General features: G+C 64.4%; 27 protein-coding genes. 22 read left to right on the plus strand and 5 right to left on the minus strand.

Features of this window, described 5'->3' with window-relative positions:
- The first annotated feature begins 43 nt into the window (after nucleotides 1-43).
- The 12 genes from LJD17_RS16260 to LJD17_RS16315 all read left to right on the plus strand — a co-directional run bounded on the left by LJD17_RS16260 (nucleotide 44) and on the right by LJD17_RS16315 (nucleotide 11,439).
- Nucleotides 44-1,432, plus strand: coding sequence for an SPOR domain-containing protein (locus LJD17_RS16260; RefSeq protein ID WP_227385249.1), 1,389 nt, complete (start codon nucleotides 44-46; stop codon nucleotides 1,430-1,432).
- Nucleotides 1,433-1,507: 75 nt separating this feature from the next.
- Nucleotides 1,508-2,527 (plus strand): beta-N-acetylhexosaminidase, encoded by a 1,020-nt coding sequence (gene nagZ / locus LJD17_RS16265; RefSeq protein ID WP_227385250.1) that lies wholly within the window; start codon nucleotides 1,508-1,510, stop codon nucleotides 2,525-2,527.
- A 39-nt stretch (nucleotides 2,528-2,566) separates the two neighbouring features.
- The gene (locus LJD17_RS16270; protein ID WP_406600826.1) at nucleotides 2,567-3,367 is read left to right on the plus strand and encodes a segregation and condensation protein A; all 801 of its coding nucleotides are present in this window, start codon (nucleotides 2,567-2,569) and stop codon (nucleotides 3,365-3,367) included.
- A 1-nt stretch (nucleotide 3,368) separates the two neighbouring features.
- On the plus strand, nucleotides 3,369-4,088 hold the full coding sequence (scpB, locus tag LJD17_RS16275; protein ID WP_406600827.1) for an SMC-Scp complex subunit ScpB: 720 nt from the start codon (nucleotides 3,369-3,371) through the stop codon (nucleotides 4,086-4,088).
- Nucleotides 4,085-5,206, plus strand: a complete 1,122-nt coding sequence (locus LJD17_RS16280; protein ID WP_227385252.1) for an ABC transporter ATP-binding protein — start codon at nucleotides 4,085-4,087, stop codon at nucleotides 5,204-5,206. Before scpB ends, LJD17_RS16280 begins: the two co-directional genes overlap by 4 nt.
- A gap of 57 nt (nucleotides 5,207-5,263) precedes the next feature.
- Nucleotides 5,264-5,506: a twin-arginine translocase TatA/TatE family subunit gene (locus LJD17_RS16285; RefSeq protein WP_227385253.1), complete on the plus strand. Its 243-nt coding sequence runs from the start codon at nucleotides 5,264-5,266 to the stop codon at nucleotides 5,504-5,506.
- An 84-nt stretch (nucleotides 5,507-5,590) separates the two neighbouring features.
- A complete protein-coding gene (gene tatB / locus LJD17_RS16290; RefSeq protein WP_227385254.1) occupies nucleotides 5,591-6,169 on the plus strand; it encodes a Sec-independent protein translocase protein TatB in 579 nt (192 codons plus the stop codon).
- Complete coding sequence (gene tatC, locus LJD17_RS16295; protein ID WP_227385255.1) at nucleotides 6,166-6,966, plus strand: twin-arginine translocase subunit TatC; 801 nt, start codon at nucleotides 6,166-6,168, stop codon at nucleotides 6,964-6,966. The genes tatB and tatC overlap by 4 nt, the downstream gene beginning before the upstream one ends.
- A 95-nt stretch (nucleotides 6,967-7,061) precedes the next feature.
- A complete protein-coding gene (gene serS, locus LJD17_RS16300) occupies nucleotides 7,062-8,546 on the plus strand; it encodes a serine--tRNA ligase (protein WP_227385410.1) in 1,485 nt (494 codons plus the stop codon).
- A 1-nt stretch (nucleotide 8,547) separates the two neighbouring features.
- Nucleotides 8,548-9,309 carry a 5'/3'-nucleotidase SurE gene (surE, locus tag LJD17_RS16305; protein WP_227385256.1) on the plus strand — a complete coding sequence of 254 codons (762 nt, stop codon included), beginning with the start codon at nucleotides 8,548-8,550 and terminating at the stop codon, nucleotides 9,307-9,309.
- 27 nt (nucleotides 9,310-9,336) lie between these two features.
- Nucleotides 9,337-10,032 (plus strand): protein-L-isoaspartate O-methyltransferase family protein, encoded by a 696-nt coding sequence (locus LJD17_RS16310; RefSeq protein ID WP_227385257.1) that lies wholly within the window; start codon nucleotides 9,337-9,339, stop codon nucleotides 10,030-10,032.
- Between the two features lie 171 nt (nucleotides 10,033-10,203).
- Entirely contained in the window at nucleotides 10,204-11,439 is a 1,236-nt protein-coding gene (locus tag LJD17_RS16315) for a peptidoglycan DD-metalloendopeptidase family protein (protein ID WP_227385258.1), read from the plus strand.
- Between the two features lie 974 nt (nucleotides 11,440-12,413).
- On the opposite strand, the gene LJD17_RS16320 is transcribed toward LJD17_RS16315, so the two are convergent.
- Nucleotides 12,414-13,337: an ATP-binding protein gene (locus LJD17_RS16320; RefSeq protein ID WP_227385259.1), complete on the minus strand. Its 924-nt coding sequence runs from the start codon at nucleotides 13,335-13,337 to the stop codon at nucleotides 12,414-12,416.
- 238 nt (nucleotides 13,338-13,575) lie between these two features.
- On the opposite strand from LJD17_RS16320, the gene yajC reads away from it, so the two are divergent.
- Genes yajC through LJD17_RS16345 form a run of 5 tightly spaced genes read left to right on the plus strand, consistent with a single transcriptional unit; the run spans nucleotide 13,576 to nucleotide 17,694 of the window.
- Nucleotides 13,576-13,863 carry a preprotein translocase subunit YajC gene (yajC, locus tag LJD17_RS16325; RefSeq protein WP_227385260.1) on the plus strand — a complete coding sequence of 96 codons (288 nt, stop codon included), beginning with the start codon at nucleotides 13,576-13,578 and terminating at the stop codon, nucleotides 13,861-13,863.
- 30 nt (nucleotides 13,864-13,893) lie between these two features.
- Nucleotides 13,894-15,501 carry a protein translocase subunit SecD gene (secD, locus tag LJD17_RS16330; RefSeq protein WP_227385261.1) on the plus strand — a complete coding sequence of 536 codons (1,608 nt, stop codon included), beginning with the start codon at nucleotides 13,894-13,896 and terminating at the stop codon, nucleotides 15,499-15,501.
- A gap of 12 nt (nucleotides 15,502-15,513) precedes the next feature.
- Entirely contained in the window at nucleotides 15,514-16,452 is a 939-nt protein-coding gene (secF, locus tag LJD17_RS16335; protein WP_227385262.1) for a protein translocase subunit SecF, read from the plus strand.
- 5 nt (nucleotides 16,453-16,457) lie between these two features.
- Complete coding sequence (locus tag LJD17_RS16340) at nucleotides 16,458-16,844, plus strand: Mth938-like domain-containing protein (protein ID WP_227385263.1); 387 nt, start codon at nucleotides 16,458-16,460, stop codon at nucleotides 16,842-16,844.
- 1 nt (nucleotide 16,845) lies between these two features.
- The gene (locus LJD17_RS16345; protein WP_227385264.1) at nucleotides 16,846-17,694 is read left to right on the plus strand and encodes a phytoene/squalene synthase family protein; all 849 of its coding nucleotides are present in this window, start codon (nucleotides 16,846-16,848) and stop codon (nucleotides 17,692-17,694) included.
- 46 nt (nucleotides 17,695-17,740) lie between these two features.
- Here LJD17_RS16345 and trmFO read toward each other — a convergent pair whose 3' ends face one another.
- Nucleotides 17,741-19,159 carry a methylenetetrahydrofolate--tRNA-(uracil(54)-C(5))-methyltransferase (FADH(2)-oxidizing) TrmFO gene (gene trmFO / locus LJD17_RS16350; RefSeq protein ID WP_227385265.1) on the minus strand — a complete coding sequence of 473 codons (1,419 nt, stop codon included), beginning with the start codon at nucleotides 19,157-19,159 and terminating at the stop codon, nucleotides 17,741-17,743.
- A gap of 89 nt (nucleotides 19,160-19,248) precedes the next feature.
- On the opposite strand from trmFO, the gene LJD17_RS16355 reads away from it, so the two are divergent.
- The gene (locus tag LJD17_RS16355) at nucleotides 19,249-20,007 is read left to right on the plus strand and encodes an SDR family oxidoreductase (RefSeq protein ID WP_227385266.1); all 759 of its coding nucleotides are present in this window, start codon (nucleotides 19,249-19,251) and stop codon (nucleotides 20,005-20,007) included.
- 66 nt (nucleotides 20,008-20,073) lie between these two features.
- Here the strand turns inward: LJD17_RS16355 and LJD17_RS16360 are convergent, their stop codons facing one another.
- Entirely contained in the window at nucleotides 20,074-20,229 is a 156-nt protein-coding gene (locus LJD17_RS16360; RefSeq protein ID WP_227385267.1) for a DUF1127 domain-containing protein, read from the minus strand.
- A 394-nt stretch (nucleotides 20,230-20,623) separates the two neighbouring features.
- Between LJD17_RS16360 and LJD17_RS16365 the strand changes: the two genes are divergently transcribed.
- Entirely contained in the window at nucleotides 20,624-21,415 is a 792-nt protein-coding gene (locus tag LJD17_RS16365) for a hypothetical protein (protein WP_227385268.1), read from the plus strand.
- A 143-nt stretch (nucleotides 21,416-21,558) separates the two neighbouring features.
- Nucleotides 21,559-22,080: a DUF6790 family protein gene (locus tag LJD17_RS16370; protein WP_227385269.1), complete on the plus strand. Its 522-nt coding sequence runs from the start codon at nucleotides 21,559-21,561 to the stop codon at nucleotides 22,078-22,080.
- Nucleotides 22,081-22,123: 43 nt separating this feature from the next.
- On the opposite strand, the gene LJD17_RS16375 is transcribed toward LJD17_RS16370, so the two are convergent.
- A complete protein-coding gene (locus tag LJD17_RS16375) occupies nucleotides 22,124-23,065 on the minus strand; it encodes a DMT family transporter (RefSeq protein WP_227385270.1) in 942 nt (313 codons plus the stop codon).
- 123 nt (nucleotides 23,066-23,188) lie between these two features.
- Here LJD17_RS16375 and LJD17_RS16380 point away from each other — a divergent pair, with 123 nt between their 5' ends.
- The gene (locus LJD17_RS16380; protein ID WP_227385271.1) at nucleotides 23,189-23,707 is read left to right on the plus strand and encodes an Lrp/AsnC family transcriptional regulator; all 519 of its coding nucleotides are present in this window, start codon (nucleotides 23,189-23,191) and stop codon (nucleotides 23,705-23,707) included.
- 6 nt (nucleotides 23,708-23,713) lie between these two features.
- Here LJD17_RS16380 and LJD17_RS16385 read toward each other — a convergent pair whose 3' ends face one another.
- A complete protein-coding gene (locus tag LJD17_RS16385) occupies nucleotides 23,714-23,878 on the minus strand; it encodes a hypothetical protein (RefSeq protein WP_227385272.1) in 165 nt (54 codons plus the stop codon).
- A 220-nt stretch (nucleotides 23,879-24,098) separates the two neighbouring features.
- Here LJD17_RS16385 and ilvD point away from each other — a divergent pair, with 220 nt between their 5' ends.
- On the plus strand, nucleotides 24,099-25,940 hold the full coding sequence (ilvD, locus tag LJD17_RS16390; RefSeq protein WP_227385273.1) for a dihydroxy-acid dehydratase: 1,842 nt from the start codon (nucleotides 24,099-24,101) through the stop codon (nucleotides 25,938-25,940).
- The last annotated feature ends 29 nt before the right edge of the window (nucleotides 25,941-25,969 follow it).

Below are 25,969 nucleotides of genomic sequence, written 5' to 3' on the forward strand. Positions count from 1 at the left end.
TCCGTATCGCAGTACCCGGAGGTCCGGCGCGATGAGCGAATCAATGAAGCCCCGTTTTGCGGTCGATCTGAACGAGATCGAACGTCAAATCGCCCAGGCGCAGAGCGCCCCCGCCCAACCCGTGTCCGCCGGACGGGGCGATCCGCTGGCGGAACTGGCCCGCATCGTGGGTCAGGACGATCCTTTCCAGTCCCTTCTGGCGGCTGATGCGCCTCAGGCCCGCCGTGCGGCGCCTGGCAGCCCCTCAGCCGACGAGCTCTTTGCCGTGCGCCCGCAGGCAGCGGCGCCGTCCCACTATGCTGCTCAGGGCAGCCAGGGAGATTACGGCCACTCCGACCCGGGCTACGACTCTCACGCCTACGGGCAGGCTCATCAGGCCGCTCCGGCGCAGGATTACGGTTATCAGCCTCAAGCGACCGATGCTTACAATCAGCCTTACGAGCAGAGCTATTACGAAGGGCAGGGCGACGGTCATTCTACTGCGGGATATCCGGACGATGTCGACGGTTACGGCATGGAAAAACCGCGGTCGCGCAAGGGGCTCATCGCTATCGGAGCCGTCTTGAGCGCCGCCGTGATCGGCGGTGGGGCTGCATTCTTCATGGGTGGCGCGCATTCCGCCATCGGTGGTGGCGAGCCGCCCTTGATCAAGGCGACCAACGAGCCGATCAAGGTTCAGCCGCAGAATCCCGGCGGCGTGGAAATTCCCAATCAGAACAAGCAGATCTACGAGCGCACCAATCAGGACGCCGAAACGAAGGTGGTCAATCGTGCCGAACAGCCTGTCGACGTCAAGCAGGCCGTGCGCATGAATGCCGCATCCGAGGCGACCGGTGCGACTTCGCCGTCGCCCCACCCCGTAAACGGCCTGAATCTCGGCGAGCCGCGCAAGGTCCGGACCGTGACGATCCGGCCCGATGGGTCTTCGGCTTCCGATGCTCCTGCCAAGGCGACTGCGGTTGCCGCTGCACCCCCGGCGATGACCATGCCTGCGGCGGCGCAGCCCCAGGCCGCGCCCCAACCCAAGCCGGCGGCATCGACCCCGGCAGCGGCAACGCCGAGGGCGGCTCCTGCCCCGGTTGCGGAAGCCCCGAGCGACGCTTCGACGCAGCAGAAGCCGCAGCCGCAGCGTGTTGCGTCGGCGCAGCCGACGGCCGTGGCCCCGTCGGCTCCGTCCGCCGCCCCGGCCGAGGGGGGCTTCGCCGTCCAGCTCGGCCTCGCCAATTCTGAAGCCGCGGCCCAGAAGGTTCTGGTCGGCTTCCAGAAAAAGTATCCGGAGCTCGAGGGTCAGCCGGGTCTCATCCGCAAGGCCGAGGTCAACGGCAACACGATCTTCCGTGTCCGGGTCGGCCCCATGTCGCGGGACGATGCCTCCACCCTTTGCTCCAAGGTGCAGGGGCAGGGTGGCCAGTGCTTTGTGGCCAAGAACTGACGGACCTTGGTTCCCGCCGGGATAATCCAGCGTGAGGTCCTTGACCCTGCCGGGCAGGGGACTTAAGGCGCGGGAATGATGACCCGCGCCCTAATCGCCGGCTGTTCCGGCCTATCCCTGACCCCCGAGGAATCCGCCTTCTACCGTGAGGCCGGGCCGTGGGGGTTTATCCTGTTCAAGCGCAATGTGGAGAGCCCCGAGCAGGTGAGGGCTCTTTGCGAAGCCCTGCGGGAAACGGTCGGGCGTGCCGATGCGCCGATCCTGATCGATCAGGAAGGAGGCCGGGTGCAGCGGCTGGGTCCGCCGAACTGGCCGAAATACCCCTCGGGCGGCACCTATGGCCGGATCCATGCCAACGATCCCATCGTTCGCCGTGAAATTACGAGGCTCGGCGCCCGCTTGATCGCCCATGACCTGCGCGCCGTTGGCATCACCGTGGATTGTCTGCCCGTTCTCGACGTTCCGACGCCGGGCGCCCACGATGTCATCGGCGACCGAGCCTATGGCCGTTCTCCGGAGCAGGTCGCCGTGCTGGGCCGCGCCGCGGCGGAGGGGCTTCTGGCCGGCAGCGTCCTGCCCGTGATCAAGCACATGCCGGGACACGGCAGGGCCGGCGCCGACAGCCATCTCGCGCTGCCGGTCGTGGATGCGTCCCGCGCCGAGCTGGAGCGGCACGACTTCGCACCGTTCCGCATTCTCTCCGACATGCCTCTCGCGATGACGGCCCATGTGGTCTACACGGCGCTCGACCCCGACAATCCCGCCACCACATCGCCCATCGTCATGTCCGAAATCGTCCGGGGTCATCTCGCCTATGACGGCCTCGTCATGACCGACGACCTCTCGATGCAGGCCCTCTCGGGCTCCTATCGGGAGCGGACCGAGAAAGCCTTCGCGGCCGGATGCGACATGGCGCTTCACTGCAATGGCAGAATGGACGAGATGGAAGCCGTGGCCGAAGGCACGCCCATGCTCGAAGGCGAGGCCTTGCGGCGCGCAGAGGCTGCTCTGCGGCGCATCGGGCACGAGGCGGAGCCGTTTGATCCTGTGGATGCCCGTGCAAGACTTGACGCCGCGCTTGCGATGGTCGCCTAAGCGGCCGATGCTGCGTGCCGATCGTATAGAGTATCATTGATGGCAGAGCCCTTACCCTTCGAAGACGGTGCTCCCGTAGAGCGCGCGGAAAGCGAGCCCGCGCTGCATGTCGATGTGGATGGGTTCGAAGGCCCCTTGGACCTTCTGCTCGAGCTTGCGCGCCGGCAGAAGGTCGATCTCCACAGGATTTCGATCCTCGCCCTGGCCGAGCAATACATCACCTTCATCGAAGAAGCGCGCCGCATGCGCCTTGAGCTCGCGGCGGACTATCTGGTGATGGCCGCGTGGCTCGCCTATCTCAAGTCCCGCCTCCTGCTGCCTGAACCTCCGAAGGGCGAGGAGCCCAGCGCCGAAGAGCTGGCGACGGCCCTGGCCCTGCGCCTGCGCCGCCTCGAGGCCATTCGCGAGGCCGCCAAGAAGCTTGGAGAGCGGGATTGGCTCGGCCGCGATGTCTTTGCCCGCGGAGCCCCGGAACCCGTGGTGGTCCGGCGGGACGCCCGGTACGAGGCCAGCCTCTACGACCTCCTCACAGCCTATGCGAGGCAGCGGCAGATCAAGCTCAACACGCGGGTCACCCTGCACAAGCGTTCCGTCTGGTCGTTGCAGGAGGCCCGCGAGGCCCTTGAGCGGCTCGTGGGACACCTGAGCGACTGGACCACCCTCGATACTTACTTGGTGCAATATATGGTCGAGCCCGCCATGCGGCCGACCGTACTGGCGTCCGCCCTCTCGGCGACTCTTGAAATGGTTCGCGAAGGCAAGCTCACCGTCCGGCAGGACGAAGCCTTCGCGCCGGTCTGGGTCAAGCCGGTTCAGGATCCGGCGGAGGCAGGAGCCTGATATGGATGAAACACAAGACATGGCCGAGGAAACCGCCGAGGTTTCCCAGGCCGACGCGGCCGGTATTCCCGATCACCACGAGGCGACGCGCATCGCCGAGGCGCTTCTGTTCGCCTCCGCCGAGCCGTTGAGCGTAGACGATCTGGTCGGCCGCCTTCCGGAAGGAGCCGATGTCGGAACCATTCTGCAGGACCTGATGGCGCTTTACGCCGGCCGCGGGGTCAATCTCGTGCGGGTTGCCGGACGCTTCGCCTTTCGGACCGCCAGCGACCTCTCTTTCGTTCTGGCCCGCAACGTTGTCGAGCAGCGCAAGCTCTCCCGTGCCGCCATGGAGACGCTTGCGATCGTCGCCTATCATCAGCCGGTCACCCGGGCGGAGATCGAGGAGATCCGTGGTGTCGCGACCTCGAAGGGGACCCTCGACACCCTGCTCGAAACCGGCTGGATTCGACTCCGGGGCCGCCGCAAGGCGCCCGGCCGGCCCGTGACCTACGGGACGACACCTCAGTTTCTCGAGCATTTCGGCCTGGACGCCATCGAGGATCTGCCGGGTCTGGAGGAGCTCAAGGGCGCAGGCTTCCTTGAGGGGCGTGTGCCGCCGGACCTGTCGATCCCCGTTCCGACGGACGACCAGGCCCTTCGGGAAGATGAGGATCCCCTTGACGGTGACGACCTTTTCCAGCCGCTCAGCATCGACGAGAGCGGGAACGGCTCTGAATGAGCGGGAAACGCGTTCAGGTGAGGGATCGGTTTCGTCTGCCCCTCTGGGGACAGCGGGGAACGGCCGGGGCGTCGATCCCGGCGCAGCTGGCATTTGATGGCATCGTTCAGGCCTACGGGGAAATGCGGGCTCTCGATGGGGTCTCGCTGACGGTCGATCCCGGAGAGCTGGTATGCCTTCTTGGCCATTCCGGCTGCGGCAAGACAACCCTTCTCCGCATCGCGGCCGGGGTCGAGACGCCGAGCGCGGGCCGGGTTCTGATGGATGGCCTCGAGGTCAGCGGTCCCAGGGCCTATGTGGAGCCGGAGCGGCGCGGCGTCGGGCTGATGTTCCAGGATTACGCCCTGTTCCCCCATATGACGATCCTCCAGAACGTCATGTTCGGGTTGAAGGACCTTTCCGCCTCCGAGGCCGATATCGCCGCCCGCCGGGCCCTGTCGCGGGTTGGCCTCGACCGTTATGCCGATGAATTCCCGCACACGCTTTCCGGCGGGGAGCAGCAGCGCGTGGCTCTGGCCCGCTCGATCGCGCCGCGCCCTGGCGTGCTTCTCATGGACGAGCCGTTCTCCAACCTCGACCGGCGCATGCGCGATGCGATCCGCGACGAGACCGTGGCGATTCTCCGGGAGACCGGCGCGACCACCATCGTGGTCACCCATGATCCGGAGGAGGCGATGCGCATTGCGGATCGCATTGTCCTCATGCAATCAGGGGCGATTATCCAGGAAGGAACGTCGGAAGAGATCTACAAGCGGCCGGTCAGCCTTTTTGCCGCACGGTTCTTCTGTGATTTCAACGAGGTTCCGGGCGTGGTAAGAGGAGGGCAGGCATCCTGCCCGGTCGGTGTCTTTCCGGCGCCGCATCTTCCCGATGGCCCGGCAGTCATCTGCATACGGCCCCAAGGGCTGCGCCTCAAACCGTCCGGCTTCTGCTTGCCGGGTCGGGTTGTGTCGCGGCGCTTCCTCGGGGAGGTGGACATGGTCCATATCGACGTCCAAGGCGTCGATCGGCCTCTCCAGGCCCGCATTCACGATCCTCTTCCCGTTAAGGAAGGGCAAGATGTGGGAATCGAGATCGATCCAAAGGATGTCCTTGTTTTCGCCGCGTCCGATCCCTAGGTTGGCGGCACGTTTCGGTTGAGGAGCCGCGCCCGAAAGAGGCGCAGGAGGATTGCCATGGGTGGCGCGAGTATCTGGCATTGGATCGTCGTGGGTCTGATCGTTGTCCTGTTGTTCGGACGCGGCAAGATTTCCGACATGATGGGCGATGTCGCAAAGGGCATCAAAGCCTTCAAGAAGGGCATGGCCGAAGACGAAACGCCTTCCAAGCCGGTCGAGCCGGTGGAGCCTGTCCGCACTATCGATCATCAGGCGACACCGACGGCCACGACGGCCACGACCAACAACAAGGTCGGCTAAGCGCCGCGATTTGAGGCCGTCCGCGGGGCGTGTTGCGTCTCGCGGTCAAGAGAGTAGCGTTCGAGGCAGGGTTGGGTCCGCGCCATGTTTGACATGAGCTGGGGTGAGGTGATGGTCATTGGCGCCGTGGCGCTGATCGTCATCGGTCCGAAGGATCTGCCGAAGGCGTTGCGCACCGTCGGACAGGTAACCGGGAAGCTTCGCCGCATGGCGGCGGAGTTCCAGGGGCAGTTCCAGGAGGCGATGCGCGAGGCCGATCTCGACGATGCGAAGCGCCAGCTTCAAGGGCTCAACGATTCCGTGACGTCCATGAACAGGGGCTTCAACCCGATGCAGACCATCCGGGACGAGTTGAAAGGCGCTATCGAGACCCCGGCCTCGGCAGCCGCCGATCCTTCATCTTCCAGCCAGCCGCCTGAGAAGAGCCCGGCCGAAACCGTTTCCGAGGCGGCGGCTCAAGCACGGGGCGAGGCGAGCCCGCCGGCGCCCGTGGATCCGCTTCTGGCGCTTCCGATCCCCTCCGTTCCGCCGATCGTCGATCCGGCGGAGTCCATCGCCACCGTCCTGAAGCAAGAAGCCGAGGCAAGGGAAGGGGCGGCTCAGCCGCTCTCGACCGTTCCGGCCGCGCCGGCAACAGACAAACCTGACGCGAAATCCGAATGACGACCGTCGAAGAGGATGAGGTCGAGGCGTCGCGCGCGCCCCTGATCGAGCATCTGACCGAACTGCGCACCCGCCTGATCAAGGCGCTCGTGGCTTTCGTCCTGATGTTCTTCGTCTGCTTTGCAGGCGCGAAGTACATCTACAATGCGCTGGTATGGCCATACGTGATCGCTGTCGGATCGCCCGAGAAGGCGCACCTCGTCTACACCCACGGCCTGGAATACCTCTTCACGCAGATCCAGGTCGCTGCCTTCGGGGCCGGGTTCCTGGCCTTTCCGATGATCGCGATCCAGATCTACAAGTTCGTCGCGCCCGGTCTCTACAAGAACGAGCGCCGGGCCTTTCTGCCCTATCTTTTCGCGACCCCGGTTCTGTTCACGGTCGGAGCCGCCGTCGTCTATTTCATCGCCATGCCGCTGCTCATGCGCTTCTCGGTCGGCATGCAGCAGCTCGCGACCGATTCGTCGCCCGGCATCGAATTCCTGCCGAAGGTGAGCGAGTATCTTTCGCTGATCATGACCTTGATCTTCGCCTTCGGCATCTGCTTCCAGTTGCCGGTCGTCCTGACCCTGCTGGCGCGAGCGGGAATCATCGATTCGGAATTCCTGAAGAGCAAGCGCCGTTATGCGGTCGTCGTGGTATTCATCCTGGCTGCCGTCCTGACGCCGCCCGACGTGATCAGCCAGTTCGCCCTTGCGGTCCCCACCTTGCTTCTTTACGAGGCGTCCATCTTCTCCGTCCGGATGGTGGAGAGGCAGCGTGCGGAAGCTGAGGCCGCACGTGCGGCAGCCGAATAGGGTCTTCCTCCTTTACGGCCGGCCGCCAACCTTGGCATTGATTAAGGGCGGCCTGGAGCAGAAAACGGGCCGTGCTTCGCAAGACGGTCGGTTCCATGCATGACATTCGCTTCATCCGCGAGAATCCCGCGGCATTCGACAAGGGCCTCCAGAGCCGGAACATGGGGCCCTTGTCCGCCTCCCTGATCGCGCTCGATGATCGCCGCAAGGCCGCCGTTTCCGCGCTTCAAACGGCCCAGGAACGTCGCAACGCCCTCTCCAAGGAAATCGGCCAGGCCAAAGCCAAGAAGGACGAGGGGCGAGCCCAGGAGCTGATGGCCGAAGTGGCGCGCCTGAAGGAAAGTGTGCCGCATCTGGAGCTGGTGGAGCGCCAAGCCGAGAAGGCGCTCTCCGACGCGCTCGCGGCTGTGCCGAACCTCCCGAAAGAAGATGTTCCATACGGCGAGGACGAAACGGAGAACAAGGAACGTCACCGCTTCGGCAACCCGAGGAATCTCGCGGCGGCCAAGCAGCATTTCGAGATCGGCGAAGCGCTCGGCCTGATGGATTTCGAGGCGGCGGCCCGGATGTCCGGGGCCCGCTTCGTGGTGCTGAAGGGCGGATTGGCCCGCCTGGAGCGCGCGCTCGGCCAGTTCATGATCGATCTCCACACCAACGAGCATGGCTATACCGAAATCAACCCACCGCTTCTCGTGCGCGAGGAGGCCATGTTCGGTACCGCCCAGCTGCCGAAGTTCCGCGACGACCAGTTCGGCACGACACGGCCGACCGACATCCAGGATCTGGCCGAACGGATCATGAAGGATTACGGCAAGTCCTACGGCGAGAAGACGAGCGATGCCGTCGAGGCCCTGAAAAGGCTGCTGAACGAGGGCATCGAGTTCAGCGATCCGGAATACAGCGATCTGATCGACTTCGTGTGGAAGAACGTCGCTCATTACTGGAAGGAGATCCGGAACGACCGGGTCGATCTTTGGCTGATCCCGACTGCTGAAGTGTCGCTCACCAATCTCGTGCGGGAGCAGATTCTCTCCGAGGAGGAGCTGCCGCTGCGCTTCACGGCGCTGACCCCGAGCTTCCGGGCCGAGGCCGGCGCGGCGGGCCGTGATACCCGCGGCATGATCCGCCAGCATCAATTCGTGAAATGCGAACTCGTTTCGATCACGGCGCCGGAGAAATCCGCCGAGGAACACGAGCGCATGTTGACCAGCGCCGAAAACGTGCTGAAGAAGCTCGATCTGCCGTTCCGTACCATGACCCTCTGCACCGGCGACATGGGCTTCGCGTCCGCCAAGACCTACGACATCGAGGTCTGGCTGCCAGGGCAGGGAATGTACCGGGAGATTTCGAGCTGCTCGGTCTGCACCGATTTCCAGGCCCGGCGCATGAATGCCCGCTACCGTCCGGCCGACGGCAAGGGGCCGCGCTTCGTCCACACCCTGAACGGGTCCGGGCTCGCGGTGGGCCGCACTCTCGTAGCCGTGTTGGAGAACTATCAGAACGAGGACGGCAGCGTCACGATTCCGTCGGCGCTCCAACCCTACATGGGCGGGCTCACGCGCCTCGAGCGGCAGGGCTGACATGCGCATTCTCTGCACCAACGACGACGGCATTCACGCTCCGGGCCTCAAGGTCCTGGAAGCGATCGCCAGGAACCTCTCGGACGATGTCTGGGTCGTCGCACCGGAAACGGACCAAAGCGGCGTCGCTCACTCCCTGTCCCTCAACGATCCCCTGCGCCTGAGGCAGATTTCGGACCGGCATTACGCGGTCAAGGGAACGCCGACCGATTGCGTCATCATGGGCGTGCGTCATCTCATGCGGGAACGCAGGCCCGATCTCGTGCTGTCCGGCGTCAACAGAGGACAGAACGTCGCCGAGGATGTGACCTATTCGGGCACCGTCGCCGGGGCGATCGAGGGGACGATCCTGGGCGTGCCGTCCATCGCCCTCTCGCAGGCCTATGGAGCCGGAGGCCGGCACGATCTCAAATGGCATTGCGCCGAGCATCATGGGCCGAAGATCATCCGCAAGGTGCTCGATATCGGAATCGATCGCGGAATCCTCGTCAACGTGAACTTTCCCAATTGCGAGCCGGATGAGGTCGAAGGCGCCGCCGTCGTGAACCAAGGACAGCGGACGCAGGAGCTTCTGCGCCTGGACGAGCGCGAGGACGGTCGTGGCAATCCGTATTACTGGATCGCGTTCGAGCGGAAGCCTTTCACGCCTGGCAACGGGACGGATCTCTGGGCCATTGCCAACCGGCGCATCGCCGTCACGCCGCTTCGTCTCGATATGACCGATGAACCGAGCCTGACGCGCTACGCCCAGGCCTTCGAATAGAAAGCCGTTCCCGCGATGAAGGAGCCGATGCCTCGACCGGAGCCGATCGACCTGATTCCGGAGGGGTACGACGACGCTCGCGCCGAGGAGCAGGCCATTGGCGTTGCGTCCTTCATTCTCTCCCTTCGGGCGCGCGGCATCCGCGACACGGCGCTCCTGCGCGCCATGGAGCTGGTGCCACGAGAAGTTTTCGCCCCGCGGCGTTTCACCGATCTCGCGCGCACCGACATCGCCCTGCCGCTTCCCTGCGGCCAGACCATGACGGGACCACGGACCGTCGCGGCCATGCTGCTGGCCCTCGGCGTGGCGCCGGGGCAGAACATCTTCGAGGTCGGGACCGGCACCGGTTACGTGACGGCGCTTCTGTCGCGGCTCGGCGGACAGGTCTTTACCATCGAGCGCTTCAACACCCTGGCTGAGGGTGCCCGGCAGCATTTGAAGATCGTCGATGCCGACAAGGTCCGGATGGAAGTGGGCGACGGTCTGGCCCTGCGGCCCCGGGAGCGGTTCGACCGTATCTTGCTCAACGGGGCGGTGCCGGAAATTCCCGAGGCGGTGACTGACCATCTCGGACCGGGAGGCAGGCTGGTCGGTGCCCTGACCGTCGAAGGCGCGCCGCGCCTCGTCCGGATCGAGCGCTTGCAAGAGGGCGAGCTGCGACAGGAACTCGGCCCGCCGCTGCGCCTGTCCCCTCTCGTCCGAGGCGTAGCCGAGACGCTTTAAAGCCTCGCATTGAAATTTTTTGCTTACGGTTACGACAAAATTCGGGCCGGAAACGGTTGCTTAACCTCAATAGGGCTTTAATGCCGCCATCGAGTTGCGTCGGTTGGGGTTTGAGTTATGCGGCAGCGTAGGTGTTCTGGGCATTGGGTCGCGATATCGCGGATCGCTCTTGTGAGCGTGATCGGGAGTACTGCCGCAGCCTGTACTTCGGACACGGTCCGGTTCGCCGACAATCCGTTCTCCAATCCCTTCTCGACGAGCGAGCGGTTCGATTCCAATCAAACTGCCGCCGCGGCGCCGGCTCAGCCACAGCAGATGGCATCCGCCGTGCCGACCGCGCCCGTGCAGTCGCAGTCTCTTCCTCCGGTCCACGCTCAGCCCCTGTCTCAGCCGGCGCAAGTCGCAGCGGCTCCCGCCAGGGCATCGTCCGGCGGGCAGGCCGGTTGGTCCTCCGCGGGCGGTACGGCGATTACGGTCGGCAGCAACGACAACATTAATACGATCTCCCAGCGCTATGGCGTTCCGGGGAGCGCGATCCTCGCGGCGAGCGGGCTGTCGAGCGCGAACCAGATCAAGCCCGGCCAGCAGCTTGTGATCCCGGTCTACAGCGCATCGGGCACGCAGGTCGCTGCAGCCCCCGCCCGGGCCGTCGCCCCGGCGCCCGTCGCGCCGGCCGGCCAACCCAAGTTCCGCCTCGTGGAGAACAAGAAAGGCGAGGTCGTTTCCAACGAGCCCGTGGAAGCGCCGAAGCGCGTGCGCCCTGGAATGGCCGTCGCCAAGGCCGAGCCCGTTGCGCCTTCGCCCGTCAAGGCCGTTTCCGCACCGGCTCCGGTGAAGGTCGCGTCCGCCGGCAGCGAACCTCTCGTGTCCGCGCCGAAGCCGGTCGAGCCGCAAAAGGTTGCGGCCATCGCCGAGCCTCAGCCGGTAAAGCCTGTCGCGGCGCCCCAGCCCGTTGCCCCCGCGCCCGTCGCCGCAGCCCCCGCGCCCCAGCCCGCCAAGGTTCAGGAGCCGGAGCAGACCGCCAGTGTCGCGGAGCCCGCTGGTGACTTCCGGTGGCCGGCTCGTGGCCGGGTCATCGCCGGTTTCGGTGCGAACGGCGGGAATGAAGGCATCAACATCGCAGTCCCTGAAGGAACTCCCGTGAAGGCCGCCGAGGCCGGTGTGGTGACCTATGCGGGCAGCGAAGTGAAGGGATACGGCAACCTCGTCCTCGTCCGGCACGAGAACGGCTTCGTGTCGGCCTACGCCCATAACGGTTCGCTGAACGTGAAGCGCGGCGAGCAGGTGAAGCGGGGCCAGGTCATCGCGACCTCCGGCCAGACCGGCAACGTGACCTCGCCTCAGCTCCATTTCGAGATCCGCAAGGGCGCGACCCCGGTCGACCCGCTCAAACATCTCGGCGGCTAATCTCTTTCCCTTACGATCGGATATCGAGACCCGAACCGATCGCGTGAGGGGACGGCGGAGCTCAGCCGCCGTCCCTTTACTTTTTGCGTTCAAGGCTCCGCCCTGCGCTCAAGCGCGGCGATGTTGGGCCTGCCTTCGTGGCCGGGGCCGCGGAGCGGATCGGGACGATAGAGCACCCCCGTCATTCCGGGACGGCCCTGCGGGCCGGGCCCGGAACCCATACACGCTGAGGTTTGTGGACGGGTGCGCGGCTGCCATGGCTCCTGATCCGAGATCGTTAGCGGCTCTGGGTTCCGGGCTCTCGCGCTGCTCGCCCCGGAAGGACAGAGCACCACCGTCATTCCGGGGCGCCGCAGGCGAGCCCGGAACCCATACACGCTGAGGGTGCCGGAACAGAACGCACCGGCTGCCATGGCTCTTTCTCCTGCACGGTCGTGTTGATGGGTTCCGGGCTCTCGCTGAGGCTCGCCCCGGAATGACAGCGGAGCGCATGACGGGCGAGCCCGTGACAGCGGAGCGCGTCACGGCATGGGGCGGTGGCCTCCGGGCTGGGCGGCCCGGAGGGGAAGCGATCGAGGGTGGCGCGTCGGGCAGCCCGGCTCGATGGTGATGGTGAAGGGAAGAGCCGGGAGGCCTCTTCGCGCACGGTTCTTTTAGGCGGACAGGAGAGGCAAGGCTCAGGCATCGCCGCAGGCGTGATCCGTTTCGTGCAACGGGGGCCTGCGACCGATCCCGACAACCCGCCCAGCATCCTGGGCCTCCCGTCACTTGCTTCTGCGTCAAGAGCGAGCACGGGACCGTGTCCGGTCCCGCTCTTGCGACGCCTCGCGAGTGCGCCCCTCGTCAGGACCTGATCTGTGAAACGATATAGCTCAGCTTGTCCCGCCCGTCAAGAACAAAATGAGAACATTACTGCCTGGCTGAGCCATGGCGCAGGTGCGGAGTCTGTTCGCCTTTCGGCTCCGAAAGAGCCATCAGATCGCCTTGCCGAGGCGACCGGCGAGGTCCTGGATGTACTGCCAGGCCGTGCGGCCGGAGCGAGCGCCGCGGGTCGTTGCCCATTCCAGCGATTCCGCCCGGATGGTCGCGCGATCCACGGCGAGGCCGAGGTGATCCACATAGCCGTAGACCATGTCGAGATACTCGTCCTGGCTGCACTTATGGAAGCCGAGCCAGAGCCCGAACCGGTCGGAAAGGGAGACCTTTTCCTCGATGGCCTCTCCGGGATTGATGGCGGTGGAGCGCTCGTTGTCCATCATGTCCCGGGGGAGGAGGTGGCGGCGGTTCGACGTGGCGTAGAAGATCACGTTGTCGGGCCGGCCCTCGATCCCGCCCTCCAGCACCGCTTTCAGAGATTTGTAGGACGTATCGTCGGTATCGAACGAGAGATCGTCGCAAAAGATGATGAAGCGGTGCGGGTCGGCGCGCAGCAGACCCATGAGGTCGGGCAGGGTCTCGATATCCTCACGATGGATCTCGATCAGCTTGAGAGGGCGCGATTCGGGGCCATGGAAATGATTGATCTCCGCGTGGACGGCCTTCACCAAGGACGACTTGCCCATGCCACGGGCACCCCAGAGGAGGGCGTTGTTGGCCGGAAGCCCCGCGGCGAAGCGTCGGGTGTTCTCCGCAAGGGTATCGCGCACCCGGTCGATGCCGCGCAAAAGGCTCATCTCCACCCGGTTCACTTTCGGGACGGGAGCGAGCCGCCGGGAGGCCGCCTGCCACACGAAGGCGTCCGCCGCCGTAAATTCTGCGTGAACCTTGGAGGCCGGGGACAGGCGATCGAGGGCATCGGCGATCCGCTGCAGAAGCGCGAGAGCCTCGGGCGAGGCAGCGGGAGGCAGGTCGGAAAGAGGCTTCTCGGAAAGAGGCTTGTCGGAAAGAGGCTTGGACATGGCGCTTCTGGCGGATAAAAGCCCTGCTTAGCGTGGAAGCCAGGCATCGTCCATGGCGACGGGCTTTGGAAATCCCCCCAACTTCATTGATTTCGTGAAGTCGATGGGTATAGTCCGCCGCGTTCCAACCCCGTCCGGCGCGGGTGAGCCCTGAAAGGCCCACCACGCGCCTTACTCCATGGAGAGCCGCTTGTTCATTACGCCCGCCTTCGCGCAAGGGGCCCCCGCCGGGTCAGACATGATGTCTTTGGCGACGAATCTCGTCCCCTTCATCCTCATTTTCGTCATTATGTGGTTCCTGATCATTCGGCCGCAGCAGCGCCGGGTCCGCGAGCATCAGGAGATGATCAAGAACGTGCGCCGCGGCGATACGGTGGTGACGTCCGGCGGGATTGTCGGCAAGGTGACCCGGGTGATCGAGGACACCTCCGATATCGAGGTCGAGATCGCGGACGGCGTGAAGGTGAAGGTCGCGCGCGCCAATATTTCCGAAGTCCGGACGAAGGGCGAGCCGGTCAAGGCCTAACGGCCCTGCCTAGAAAAGGTTGAGTTGACGATGTTGCGCTTCTCGAAGTCGAAGATCATCGCCACGATGGCGGTCATCCTTATCGGCCTTCTTCTCGCCGTTCCGAGCTTGATGGGTCGCGAGGAGCGGGAAGCCTTCCAGCGCTCCCTGCCGAGCTGGGTGCCCTCGTGGCTGATTCCATCCCGTGCCGTCGTGCTCGGTCTTGACTTGCAGGGCGGCTCTCACGTCCTGCTCGAGGTGGATATCCCCGACCTTCTGCGGACGCAGAGCACCACCCTTCGCGACGACGTGCGGCGGGTGTTGCGCGAGGCGCGCGTAAATCCCCAGGGCGGCATCCAGCTCAACCCGCGCGGCGTCCAGATCCGCGTTCCCGATGCGGGCGACCGCGACAAGATCCTGCCGCGTCTGCGCGAGCTGTCTCAGCCGATCGGCAATGCTGTGCTCGGCCAGGGCGGCGGACGCGACCTCGACGTGGCGGTCACTCCGGACGGGTTGATCACGCTCACCTATACGGACGCAGGCATCAACGAGAAGGTGCGGCGCGCGGTCGACCAGTCCATCGAGGTCATCCGCCGCCGTATCGACGTCACCGGCACGACGGAGCCCAGCATTCAACGGCAGGGCGCGGACCGCGTCCTCGTCCAGGTGCCTGGCCTTCAGGATCCGCAGCGCCTGAAGGAGCTGCTGGGCCGAACCGCCAAGCTCGAATTCCGCCTGCTCGGCCAGCAGGGCGCCACCGACGTGGACATGCTACCGATGCGGGATGCCGGAGGCCAGAAGTCGCCCGTGGAGCGGCGCGTCATCGCCGAAGGCGCCGACCTCGTGGATGCGCAGCCGGCCTTCGACAGCCGCACCAACGAGCCCATCGTCAACTTCCGCTTCAACATCCGCGGTGCTCAGCGCTTCGGACAGGCGACCTCCGAGAATATCGGACGCCCGCTCGCCATCGTGCTCGACAACGAAGTGATCTCCGCGCCGACCATTCAATCGGCGATCACGGGCGGCTCCGGCCAGATTTCCGGCCGCTTCACGGTGCAGCAGGCCCAGGATCTGGCGGTTCTCCTGCGCGCCGGCGCCCTGCCGGCCAAGCTGACCATCGTCGAGGAGCGCACGGTCGGGCCGGGCCTCGGGCAGGATTCCATCGAGGCCGGCAAGAAGGCGACCTATGTGGCGGCGGTCCTGGTCATGATCTTCATGATCGTGACCTACGGATTGTTCGGCCTGTTCGCGAACGTGGCGCTTCTCGTCCATGTGGGCCTGATCTTCGGCCTCATGTCCGTTCTCGAGGCGACGCTGACGCTGCCGGGCATCGCCGGTATCGTTCTGACGATCGGCACTGCCGTCGACTCGAACGTGCTGATCTACGAGCGCATCCGCGAGGAAGCGCATGCCGGTCGCTCGATTCCGTCCGCGATCCAGGCCGGCTTCGAGCGCGCCTTCGCGACCATCGTGGACTCGAACAGCACCATGGCGATCGCCGCCGTGATCCTGTTCTTCCTCGGGTCGGGGCCGGTGCGCGGCTTCGCAGTGGTCTTTATTCTCGGCATCCTGACGACGGTGATCACCGCCGTGACGCTGACGCGCATGATGATTGCGCTCTGGTATCACTGGATGCGTCCGAAAACCCTTCCTTTCTAAGGAACTTGTACCGTGCGCCTTATCCGCATCTGGCCTGAAAGCGCCCATTTCGACTTCATGCGCTTCCGGCGCTTTTCCTTCCCGCTCTCGGCGGCTCTGTCGGTGCTGACGGTTCTGCTGCTGCTGACCCATGGCCTGAATTTCGGCATCGACTTCAAGGGCGGCACGCTCATGGAGCTGCAGGCCAAGTCCGGGCAAGCGGACGTCGCCAAGATCCGTCAGACGGCCGAAGGATTCGGCTTCGGCGAGGTCGAGGTTCAGGAGTTCGGGACGGCCGGCGGGCTGTCGCTGCGCTTCCCGATTCAGGCGGGCGGCGAGGCGGCGCAGAGCGCCGTGGTGCAGAAGGTGCGGGATACCTTCGGAAACGATTATGAGTTCCGCCGCGTGGAGACCGTCGGTCCCCGCGTCTCGGGCGAGCTCGTCCAGTCCGGCACCATCGGCATCATCCTTTCGGTGATCGCGGTGCTGTTCTATCTGTGGTTCCGCTTCGAGCGCGAGCTGGCCATCGGCGCCATCGTCGGCACTCTTCACGACATCGTTCTCACCGTCGGGTTCTTCGTGATCACCCGGCACGAGTTCAACATGACGTCGATCGCCGCGATCCTGACCATCGTCGGCTATTCGCTCAACGAAACCGTCGTCGTGTTCGACCGAACCCGTGAGCTCATGCGCCGCTACAAGACGATGCCGGTGACGGAGCTTCTCAACCTCTCCATCAACACCACCATGTCACGAACGGTGATGACGGCGACCACGACGGCATTGTCGCTGCTGGCGCTCGTGCTGTTCGGGGGGCGCGCCATCGAAGGCTTCGCACAGGTCATGTTGTACGGCGTCGTGGTCTGTACCTATTCGGCGATCTTCATTTCGTCGCCGATGCTGATCTATATCGGCCTGCGCAGCACGGAAACGGTCAAGGCGCCCGAGGGCAAGGTCGCCCCGGCGGAGTAAGGCTCATGAGCGGCGGCCGTATCTATGACGGCTTCGTGCCGGGGCGTTATCCCATCGACGCCTATGGCAACGGGGGCTTCCGCTTCGCGGACATGTCCCATCGCGGGTCCATCCTGATCCTGCCGTCAGGCATCAAAGCCTGGCCGGTCTCGTCGGTCGCCGAAATCACGGCAGAGACTCTCGCGCCGGTTTTCGCGGAAGCGGAGGAGATCGAGTTCTTTCTGCTCGGCACCGGCGTCGATGTCGCGGCCATCCCGGAACGGTTGCGGCTGAATTTCCGGGAGCACCGCATCGGTCTCGACGTGATGCAGAGCGGCGCCGCGGCGCGGACTTACAACATCCTGCTCGCCGAAGGCCGCAAGGTCGCGGCGGCGCTGATCGCCGTGCCCTGACATGGCGTCCGAGGATCTCGCCTTCGCCTATTCCCATTGTGAGGCGCTCGTTCGCGAGGCCGATCCGGATCGGTTCTGGGCCAGCCAGTTCGCTCCGGCGGACAAGCGTCCACACATTCACGCGCTGCACGCGTTCAACTACGAAATCGCGCGGGTGCGGGATTCCGTCCGCGAGGCCGTCCTCGGAGAGATCCGCCTGCAATGGTGGCGCGATGCCCTGCAGGGTGAAGCGCGCGGCGATGTGAAGGCCAATCCGGTCGCCGCCGCCCTGGACGACACGATCGTAAAGTTCCGGTTGCCGCGCGCGGCGCTGGTCAGCGTGATCGATGCCCGGATCTTCGACCTCTACGACGATCCGATGCCGTCGCTGAACGACCTTGAAGGTTACTGCGGAGAAACGTCGTCGAGCCTCATCCGGCTTGCAAGCATCATCCTGATGGGCGGATCCGATCCCGGAAACGCGGATGCGGCCGGTCATGCGGGCGTCGCCTATGCGGTAACGGGACTCCTGCGCGCCTTTCCGTGGCATGCCCGCCAGGGCCAGGTCTTTCTCCCCGCAGACATTCTCGGCCGTCATGGGGTGGTGCGTGACGACATCGTGACGGGTCGCGGAGGGCCGGGTCTCAAAGGGGCGCTTGCGGACCTGCGCGCCGTGGCGCGGCGGCACCTCGACCAGGTCAGGACACTCCGTCCGACCATTCCTCCCGATGCGGCGCCCGCGTTCCGCATGCTCGCCCTCGTGGAGCCCTATCTCCGGCAAATGGAACGGCCCGATTACGATCCGTTCCATTCCCAGGTGGACTTGCCACGCTGGCGGAAGATCTGGGCGCTGTGGCGCAAAGCGCCCTAGGCCCCCGCGTTTATCGCCCCGATCGGCGGTTGCGCGTCGCGGAGCGCTACTCCGCCGCCGCCGGCAGTTGAGCTGCGGCCATCCAGGCCGCGAGATCCGCCCGGGCGCGATCCGTCAGCATCTTCTTCCGGGCGATGGCTTTGGCGGAGCCCCGTAGCCGCTTGCCGTCCTCCGCCTTCGGTGCCTGGGCAAGGGGCGGGAAGAGGCCGAAATTCACGTTCATGGGCTGGAAGGAGCGCGGACCCTCGTCGATGGTCTCGATATGCCCGCCCGTGATGTGGTTGATCAGCGCCCCGAGGGCCGTGGTGTGCGGCAGGGGCTGGATCGGCTGGCCGAGCCGTTCCGCAGCTGCAAAACGCCCCGTCATCAGGCCGACCGCAGCGCTTTCCACATAGCCTTCGCAGCCGGTGATCTGGCCCGCGAAGCGCAGGCGCGGCATGGCCTTCAGGCGCAGGGTTGGATCGAGGAGCTTCGGCGAGTTGAGGTAGGTGTTGCGGTGAATGCCGCCGAGGCGCGCGAATTCCGCGTTCTCGAGGCCCGGGATCATGCGGAAGATGCCGGTCTGCTCGCCGTATTTCAGCTTCGTCTGGAACCCGACCATGTTGAAGAGGGTGCCGAGGGCGTTGTCCTGGCGCAGCTGCACTATGGCGTAGGGCTTGCGGTCAGGATTGCGTGGATCGGTGAGGCCGACGGGCTTCATGGGGCCGTGGCGCAGGGTCTCGCGGCCGCGCTCGGCCATGACCTCGATGGGAAGGCAGCCGTCGAAATACGGCGTATTGGCCTCCCATTCCTTGAACTCGGCCTTGTCGCCCGCGATCAGCGCGTCCACGAAGGCCTCGTACTGCTCCTTCGTCATGGGGCAGTTGATGTAGTCCTTGCCCGTGCCGCCGGGGCCGACCTTGTCGTAGCGCGATTGAAACCACGCCACGTCCATGTCGATGGATTCGCGATACACGATGGGGGCAATGGCATCGAAGAAGGCGAGGGACGTCTCGCCGGTGAGTGCGAGAATCGCTTCCGCCAGAGAGGGAGAGGTGAGCGGGCCGGTGGCGATGATGACGGAAGACCATTCCTCCGGGGGAAGGCCCGCGATCTCGCCGCGTTCGATAGTGACGAGGGGATGCGCCTCGAGGGCGGCGGTCACGGCGTCCGAGAATCCGTCGCGGTCCACGGCCAGCGCCCCGCCTGCGGGTACCTGGTTGGCATCGCCCTTGGCCATGATGAGCGAGCCGAGGGAGCGCATTTCCTGATGGAGCAGGCCGACCGCATTGGTGTCGGCGTCGTCGGACCGGAAGGAATTGGAGCAGACGAGTTCCGCCAAGCCCTGGGTCTTGTGGGCGTCGGTGCCGCGCACCGGCCGCATCTCGTGGAGAACCACCGGGACGCCCGCCTGGGCGATCTGCCAAGTTGCCTCGGAACCTGCGAGGCCGCCGCCGACGACGTGGATCGGTTGAAGCTTGCTCATGATCATCCTCTCGAACGGCGCTTTGTTGACCCTCCCGACCGTACGGGTCAAGCTGGACCATTCCCAATCGAGCAAAGGTTTTAAGGATCATGGCCTCAAAGCGACCCATCGTGCTTATAACAGGCGGCAGCCGAGGCATAGGCGCTGCGTTGGCGCATCTGGCGGCAAAGCGCGGTTACGATGTGGCCGTCAATTACCGTTCCGAGCGGGATGCGGCCGAACGGGTGGTCGCGGCCTGTCGCGAGGCGGGAGCCGCCGCCATCGCCTGCCAGGGCGACATGGCGGCCGCGGCGGATGTCATTCGGGTGTTCGATGAGGTTGCGGCCGGCCTTGGGCCGATCTCCCATGTGGTGAACAACGCGGGCATCACCGGGCGTTCCAGCCGTTTGGAGCAAGCGTCGGACGAGACCATCCGCGCCTGTGTCGACGTGAACGTCCTCGGCGCGCTTTGGGTGGCGCGGGAAGCCGCACGGCGCCTGTCCAAGAGCAATGGCGGCCAGGGCGGGACGATCGTGAACATTTCCTCCGTCGCCTCGCGGCTGGGGAGCGCCGGGGAATATGTCTGGTACGCGGCCTCGAAAGCCGCCGTGGACGCCATGACAATCGGGCTGTCGCAGGAGCTGGCCGGGGAGGGCGTGCGGGTGAATGCCGTCTCGCCCGGGATCACCCGCACGGAGATTCACGAGAAGAGCACCGGCGATGCCGCGCGCGTGGAGCGCTTTCGCTCCAAGATCCCCATGAACAGGATCGGCGAACCGGAAGAGATTGCCGAGACGATCCTGTTCCTGATGTCCGATGCTGCTTCCTATATCACCGGCGCCAACATCAGCGTGTCAGGCGGGAGATGAAGGGTCCAGAACGGCAAACGCCCGCCGAAGGGCGGGCGAGGGCCTTTGCTGCAATGCAGCAATATATTATGCAGTGGCGTGCTGCCGAGCGATGTTGTCGATCTGGAAGCGGGAGATGCCCAGATCGTCAAGCTCGCGGTCGGAAAGCTGCGACAGCTCGCGGACGGTCTCGCGATAACGCATATAGGCGCGGACCTTAGAGAGGATGTAGGTAACGAACATTGGTAGCTCCTTGAGTTAGCCGGCCCGGGGTGACCGGCGGCGTTTGTTCTTGCGTGTGCAATGCAGCATATAAGGGAGTGCGGCGCCGAAGAGGAGTGGTAATACTGTAGGTCTGTTATGCTTTAGTAGCATGACGCCCTAAGGCCACGTTAACAGGCATGTGCCGGGTGCATCCAGAACTGGTACAGCACAGCTTGCCGGAGCTTGGCAGTATCCGGGCTGATAAGAGCATGGCTTCCGAGTGTTCGGCTGTAATTCACCGATGGCACCAAATATGAACGAATATTCATCTCGTATTGATGAAGTATAGATTGCCACAATGGCTAAGATTTCAGGAACCTGAAATAAGAGTTCGCGTTCTCTTCCCGATTGTTGCTTTGGAGGAGATGTTGCGATGAAGACTATCGCCTTTGGTCTAGGGCTCGCGCTGTTGAGTACCACCGTTTACGCTCAGGCGCCTGCGACGCCCACACCTGACACATCCGCGCCCACTCAGAGCCGGACCGATTCCTCGACGACCCTCAGACACTCCACGGGCGACCGGAGCCCGTCCTCCGGGACCGAGACCCGCATCCGCGCCCGGATCGACAGCGGTGTCCGCACCGGAGTCGAGACCCGCGAGCATCGGGATGTCACGGTTCAGCGTACCCGTTCCATTCGGGAGGTCGAGGAGCCGAGCGTGTCCGTTTCGCGCCGCCGTGTCGTCACCTCTTATGAAGAGCCGGACACCGTCGTCCATCGCACCGTCGTCAAGAAGAAGCCCGCCTCGAAAAAGGTCGTGGTGAAGACAAAGAAGAAGCCCACCAAGGTCGTGGTCAAGAAGCGCCATTACGTGGTTCATGATGAGCCGGTCGAGGTGCGCCGCAAGACCGTGCGCCGTTACGAGGTCCATGAGCCGAGTGTCTCCGTGACCCGCCGGAGCGTCCGGCATATCCGCGAGGAATCGCCCCGCGTCGGCGTATCCGTGGAGCAGCGCCGGACCGTTCGTCCGTCCGCCGACGTGAACGTATCCACCTCCGTTCGTGAACGTTCCTCGAGCCCGGAAGCCACCGGCTCCGTTTCGACCCGCAGCCGCATGAACTTGGATACCGGCTCGCGGAGCAACACCTCGACGCAGAGCGGTTCCGGCGGCACGCGCCTTCAGCAGCCGAGCGGCTCTTCGACGAGCGGCAGCACGAACCAGTAAGGCCGGACATCGGCAGAACTGAAAGGGGCCGATCTTTCGGCCCCTTTCCTTGTTAGCCACGTGTCGGCCATGCGCTCCTGCCGCTTGCCGCAGTGCTGCCGAGGCGGCACAGTGCGCTCCGAAAAACCGCCATCGGGGGCATCATGCAGCGGACCATCGTCTTCCTGTTGAGCAATTTTACGCTGACGTTCTTCGTCCTCGGCTTGCTGGCGGCGCTGGTTTCGCTCCTGCCGAAACCGCGTCCCTGGAGCCGGCTTCAGGTCGTGGAGGCGCTGCTGTCCTGGTTCCTGTTCTTTTCCTTGGGCGTGACCTTCCTGTACAATTTCGTGATGCACGTCTTCTTTTCCGAAATGGCGGCTTCTTTTATCGGATGGCAGACAAGTCCTTTTCAGAAGGAAGTCGGGTTCGCGAGCCTCGGCTTCTCCGTGGTCGGCTTCCTGGCCTTCAAGGGCAGTCCCGGTCTGCGCCTGGCGGCGGTCGTAGGACCTGCGTGCTTTCTCTGGGGCGCAGCCGTCGGGCATGCCGTGCAGATGGTGGAGGCGCACAACTACGCCCCAGGCAATGCCGGCGTGATATTCTACACCGACATTCTCATACCCCTCTTCGGCCTTATCCTGTTGCTGCTGAGCGATAAGCGGAACGCTGGTATGCTACGGACCGCCTAGGGTCCGGGACGGAACTAATCACAGGCTGGGTCGGCGATGAGGGTCACCCTTTGGTGTGGATTTCCTTCGAGGCAAGCAGCCCGCTCGCTAGCAATACGCCCAGGGTCATGAAGCCGATTCCTACACTTGCCGCGAGGCTGGGAACTTCGCCGAGCACCGGGATCGCCAAGACGGCCGCCAACACCGGACCCAGAGGGGACAGTGCAGCGGCGCGAGAGGGGCCCAGGCGATCGATGGCGTATCCATAGAGAACGACGGCAATGACGCCGGAGACCAATCCCTGAAGAATCGCCTGAACGAGAATCGCGCCGGCCATTCCGTTGGTTGCGGCCTGAACGAGGGCAGGGGCACCGAGCGGAAGCAGAAGGATGACGGACCAAAGGCCGATGAGTCCCGCCGCCTGAAGAGCTGTGAGCCCGCTGCGCCGATAGGCGTGGGTGTAGATGCCCCACAGGAACGCGCCTGACAGGATAAGTAGGTGGCCACGCCAGGCGCCGCTTGTCGGATCGAGCAGGCTGTGACCGGCAACGCTCAGATCCGCTGCAAGGATCAGGCCAAAGCCGAGAACGCGAGAGCCGCCCAGCTTGTCACCGAAGACGAGCCAGCCGATCAGCGCCACGAACAGCGGCATGGTGCCGGGCAGTAGGGGACCGATATCGGCGGCGGGCGCGTACCGCATCCCGGTTGCGACGATGAGGAAAAAGGGCGCCCCTGAGCACAGAAGGCCAAGACCGATCTTGAGAGGAAGGCCCTTGGGCCAGATGCCGCCCCGGATCGTGAAGGGGGCCAGCAGGAGAGCCGGTACCGCAAAACGAACGATGCCAATGGCGGCCGGGGGCAAGTCATGGGTGACGGCGTGGCGCGTTCCAACCATCCAGAAGGCCCAGATAATGACAGTGACAAAGCCTGCTCCCCATCCGAGAAGCATGCGCCGATCGGCTTTCTCAAGAGGCGGGGCGGAGGGATTGTGAACAGCTTCGGACATGGATGCTTCCTTCATCGGGATTCCAGAATGCTCCGAAAGGCCGAGGCATGTCCTTGCGAAGTTCAGTCATGATGTGTTGTCATCTTGGCATAAAATTGCGCCAAAGCCCGGAAGAGCGTTGAAATGCCCTATATCAACCTGGATGCCATTGATCTGAAGATCCTGTCTGCCCTGCAAGGAGACGGACGGCTGACCAACAACGAGCTGGCGGACCAGGTCGGGCTGTCGCCGTCCCCTTGTCTGCGGCGGGTCCGGCGCCTTGAGCGGGATGGCTTCATCCGCACCTACCGGGCCGTGCTGGATCGGGAATCCGTTGGTCTCGGTCTGACGGTTTTCGTGGAGATCAAGGTCGAGAAGCACTCCCGCGACAACGCCAGGGCCTTGCAAGACGCGCTTTCCGGCATGCCCGAGGTCGTGGCCTGCCACATGGTCTCCGGTACGGCGGATTTCGTGGCCGAGATCGTTGTGCCGAATTTGAAGGCCTATGAGCGGATGCTGACGGAAAAGCTCCTCACCCTTCCGATGATCGGCGATATCCGCTCGAATTTCGTTCTGACCCGCGCAAAATCCGATGCGCCTTTGCCGTTATCCCATCTCAAACGGGACGTGCGAGCCGTGGGCGTGGCTCCAGACTGCGAGTAGGGTCGGCTATCTGTAAACCGTTTCGATGGTCCTCAGCTTGGCCATAGCGAGCTTTGCCAAGTGACTCCTCGGGTGGGCCGTCTGAACGGCCCGGATCGCCAAGCGGATTTCCTGGAGAGCCCGGTTATCGAACGCAATCAGAACGCGGGAGAAGCTGGCTTGAGATGACATGGAACGCCTCCGGTCTTGTCCGCTGGAGAGTCTAAATTGTCATTAACCATGCGGCAGCCCGCTTACTGTGCTGAGGCGCACACGCCCGCCATTTCGAGGCTATGTGCCGTGAACATGGGTGCTGCGTCGCCATCGACGCATCCTTGGGGTTGGACGGAAGAGGGCGCCTGTGTAATAAACCTCCGCCTTTCGCGTTTCTTTCGTAATTTTAGGTCTCGCTATGCCGCATTATCGTTCCCGTACCACCACCCATGGCCGCAACATGGCCGGCGCCCGCGGACTTTGGCGCGCCACGGGCATGAAAGACGAGGATTTCGGCAAGCCGATTATTGCGGTGGTCAATTCCTTCACCCAGTTCGTGCCCGGACACGTGCACCTCAAGGACCTGGGCCAGATGGTTGCGCGCGAGATCGAAAAGGCCGGAGGTGTCGCCAAGGAATTCAACACGATTGCCGTGGATGACGGCATCGCCATGGGACACGACGGCATGCTCTACAGCCTGCCCTCGCGCGAAATCATCGCGGATTCGGTCGAGTACATGGTAAATGCCCACTGTGCCGACGCGATGGTCTGCATCTCCAATTGCGACAAGATCACCCCCGGCATGCTGATGGCATCGCTGCGCCTGAACATCCCGACGGTGTTCGTCTCCGGCGGTCCGATGGAGGCCGGCAAGGTCAATCTGCGCGGCAAGCTCAAGGCCATGGATCTCATCGACGCGATGATCGTCGCGGCCGACGACAGCTATACCGACGAAGAGGTGACGGCCGTCGAGCGGTCCGCCTGCCCGACCTGCGGTTCCTGCTCCGGCATGTTCACGGCCAACTCCATGAACTGCCTGACGGAAGCGCTGGGACTGTCGCTGCCCGGAAACGGGACGGTTCTGGCAACCCATGCGGATCGCAAGCGCCTCTTCGTCGAGGCCGGGCACCTGATCGTTGATCTCGCACGCCGATATTACGAGCAGGACGATGCTTCCGTCCTGCCGCGCTCGGTTGCGAGCTTCGAGGCATTCGAGAATGCCATGACCCTGGACATCGCCATGGGCGGATCCACGAACACGGTGCTGCATCTCCTGGCTGCCGCCCATGAGGGTGACGTGCCCTTCACCATGAAGGACATCGATCGTCTCTCGCGGCGTGTTCCGGTGCTCTGCAAGGTCGCGCCCGCCGTGGCGGACGTTCACATCGAGGACGTGCATCGGGCCGGCGGAATCATGGGAATCCTGGGCGAGCTCGACCGTGCCGGGCTCATCCATCGCGACACGCATACCGTGCACAGCGAGAGCATCGGCGACGCGCTCGACCGGTGGGACGTGACGCGGACCAACAGCGAGGCCGTGCGGACCTTCTATCAGGCGGCCCCGGGCGGTGTGCCGACCCAGGTGGCTTTCAGTCAGGAAAGGCGCTGGGAGGAACTCGATCTGGACCGGCAGAAGGGCGTCATTCGTGACAAGGATCATGCCTTCTCGAAGGACGGAGGGCTGGCGGTGCTTTATGGCAACATCGCCGAGGATGGCTGCATCGTGAAGACGGCGGGCGTCGATGAGAGCATCCTGACCTTCAGCGGGCCAGCGAGAGTTTTCGAGAGCCAGGACGACGCCGTGAAGGGCATTCTCGGTGGCGGCGTGAAAGCCGGCGACGTGGTGGTGATTCGCTATGAGGGGCCGCGCGGTGGCCCCGGAATGCAGGAGATGCTCTATCCGACCAGCTACCTGAAGTCGAAGGGCCTCGGAAAGGCCTGCGCGCTCATCACGGATGGCCGCTTCTCGGGCGGTACCTCGGGCCTCTCCATCGGCCACGCTTCCCCGGAGGCGGCCGAAGGCGGTCTGATCGGTCTGGTGGAGGAGGGCGATCGCATCGAGATCGATATCCCGAACCGGTCCATCCGTCTGGCGGTGAGCGACGATGTCCTTGCCCAGCGTCGGGCGGCCGAGGAAGCCAAGGGGACCAAAGCCTGGAAACCGCAGGGGCGCACCCGCAAAGTTTCAACGGCCCTCAAGGCTTATGCGGCTATGACGACGAGCGCGGCCCGGGGCGCGGTGCGGGTTATTCCCGACTAGGCTGCGCCTCGCGTCCGGCCAAGAAACAG

This window comes from Microvirga rosea (assembly GCF_020595095.1).
In the GTDB taxonomy this organism is placed as follows: domain Bacteria; phylum Pseudomonadota; class Alphaproteobacteria; order Rhizobiales; family Beijerinckiaceae; genus Microvirga; species Microvirga rosea.

Bases quoted from the DNA above. Each gene is read 5' to 3' on its own strand.
- LJD17_RS16360 (WP_227385267.1), bottom strand. From the start codon at position 20,229: ATGTTCGTTACCTACATCCTCTCTAAGGTCCGCGCCTATATGCGTTAT.
- secD (WP_227385261.1), top strand. From the start codon at position 13,894: ATGTTGCGCTTCTCGAAGTCGAAGATCATCGCCACGATGGCGGTCATC.
- LJD17_RS16345 (WP_227385264.1), top strand. From the start codon at position 16,846: ATGGCGTCCGAGGATCTCGCCTTCGCCTATTCCCATTGTGAGGCGCTC.
- LJD17_RS16320 (WP_227385259.1), bottom strand. From the start codon at position 13,337: ATGTCCAAGCCTCTTTCCGACAAGCCTCTTTCCGAGAAGCCTCTTTCC.
- tatC (WP_227385255.1), top strand. From the start codon at position 6,166: ATGACGACCGTCGAAGAGGATGAGGTCGAGGCGTCGCGCGCGCCCCTG.
- LJD17_RS16260 (WP_227385249.1), top strand. From the start codon at position 44: ATGAAGCCCCGTTTTGCGGTCGATCTGAACGAGATCGAACGTCAAATC.
- LJD17_RS16370 (WP_227385269.1), top strand. From the start codon at position 21,559: ATGCAGCGGACCATCGTCTTCCTGTTGAGCAATTTTACGCTGACGTTC.
- trmFO (WP_227385265.1), bottom strand. From the start codon at position 19,159: ATGAGCAAGCTTCAACCGATCCACGTCGTCGGCGGCGGCCTCGCAGGT.
- nagZ (WP_227385250.1), top strand. From the start codon at position 1,508: ATGATGACCCGCGCCCTAATCGCCGGCTGTTCCGGCCTATCCCTGACC.
- serS (WP_227385410.1), top strand. From the start codon at position 7,062: ATGCATGACATTCGCTTCATCCGCGAGAATCCCGCGGCATTCGACAAG.
- surE (WP_227385256.1), top strand. From the start codon at position 8,548: ATGCGCATTCTCTGCACCAACGACGACGGCATTCACGCTCCGGGCCTC.
- LJD17_RS16310 (WP_227385257.1), top strand. From the start codon at position 9,337: ATGCCTCGACCGGAGCCGATCGACCTGATTCCGGAGGGGTACGACGAC.
- LJD17_RS16380 (WP_227385271.1), top strand. From the start codon at position 23,189: ATGCCCTATATCAACCTGGATGCCATTGATCTGAAGATCCTGTCTGCC.
- scpB (WP_406600827.1), top strand. From the start codon at position 3,369: ATGGATGAAACACAAGACATGGCCGAGGAAACCGCCGAGGTTTCCCAG.
- LJD17_RS16355 (WP_227385266.1), top strand. From the start codon at position 19,249: ATGGCCTCAAAGCGACCCATCGTGCTTATAACAGGCGGCAGCCGAGGC.
- LJD17_RS16365 (WP_227385268.1), top strand. From the start codon at position 20,624: ATGAAGACTATCGCCTTTGGTCTAGGGCTCGCGCTGTTGAGTACCACC.
- LJD17_RS16285 (WP_227385253.1), top strand. From the start codon at position 5,264: ATGGGTGGCGCGAGTATCTGGCATTGGATCGTCGTGGGTCTGATCGTT.
- LJD17_RS16280 (WP_227385252.1), top strand. From the start codon at position 4,085: ATGAGCGGGAAACGCGTTCAGGTGAGGGATCGGTTTCGTCTGCCCCTC.
- ilvD (WP_227385273.1), top strand. From the start codon at position 24,099: ATGCCGCATTATCGTTCCCGTACCACCACCCATGGCCGCAACATGGCC.
- tatB (WP_227385254.1), top strand. From the start codon at position 5,591: ATGTTTGACATGAGCTGGGGTGAGGTGATGGTCATTGGCGCCGTGGCG.
- yajC (WP_227385260.1), top strand. From the start codon at position 13,576: ATGATGTCTTTGGCGACGAATCTCGTCCCCTTCATCCTCATTTTCGTC.
- LJD17_RS16270 (WP_406600826.1), top strand. From the start codon at position 2,567: ATGGCAGAGCCCTTACCCTTCGAAGACGGTGCTCCCGTAGAGCGCGCG.
- LJD17_RS16340 (WP_227385263.1), top strand. From the start codon at position 16,458: ATGAGCGGCGGCCGTATCTATGACGGCTTCGTGCCGGGGCGTTATCCC.
- LJD17_RS16385 (WP_227385272.1), bottom strand. From the start codon at position 23,878: ATGTCATCTCAAGCCAGCTTCTCCCGCGTTCTGATTGCGTTCGATAAC.
- LJD17_RS16375 (WP_227385270.1), bottom strand. From the start codon at position 23,065: ATGTCCGAAGCTGTTCACAATCCCTCCGCCCCGCCTCTTGAGAAAGCC.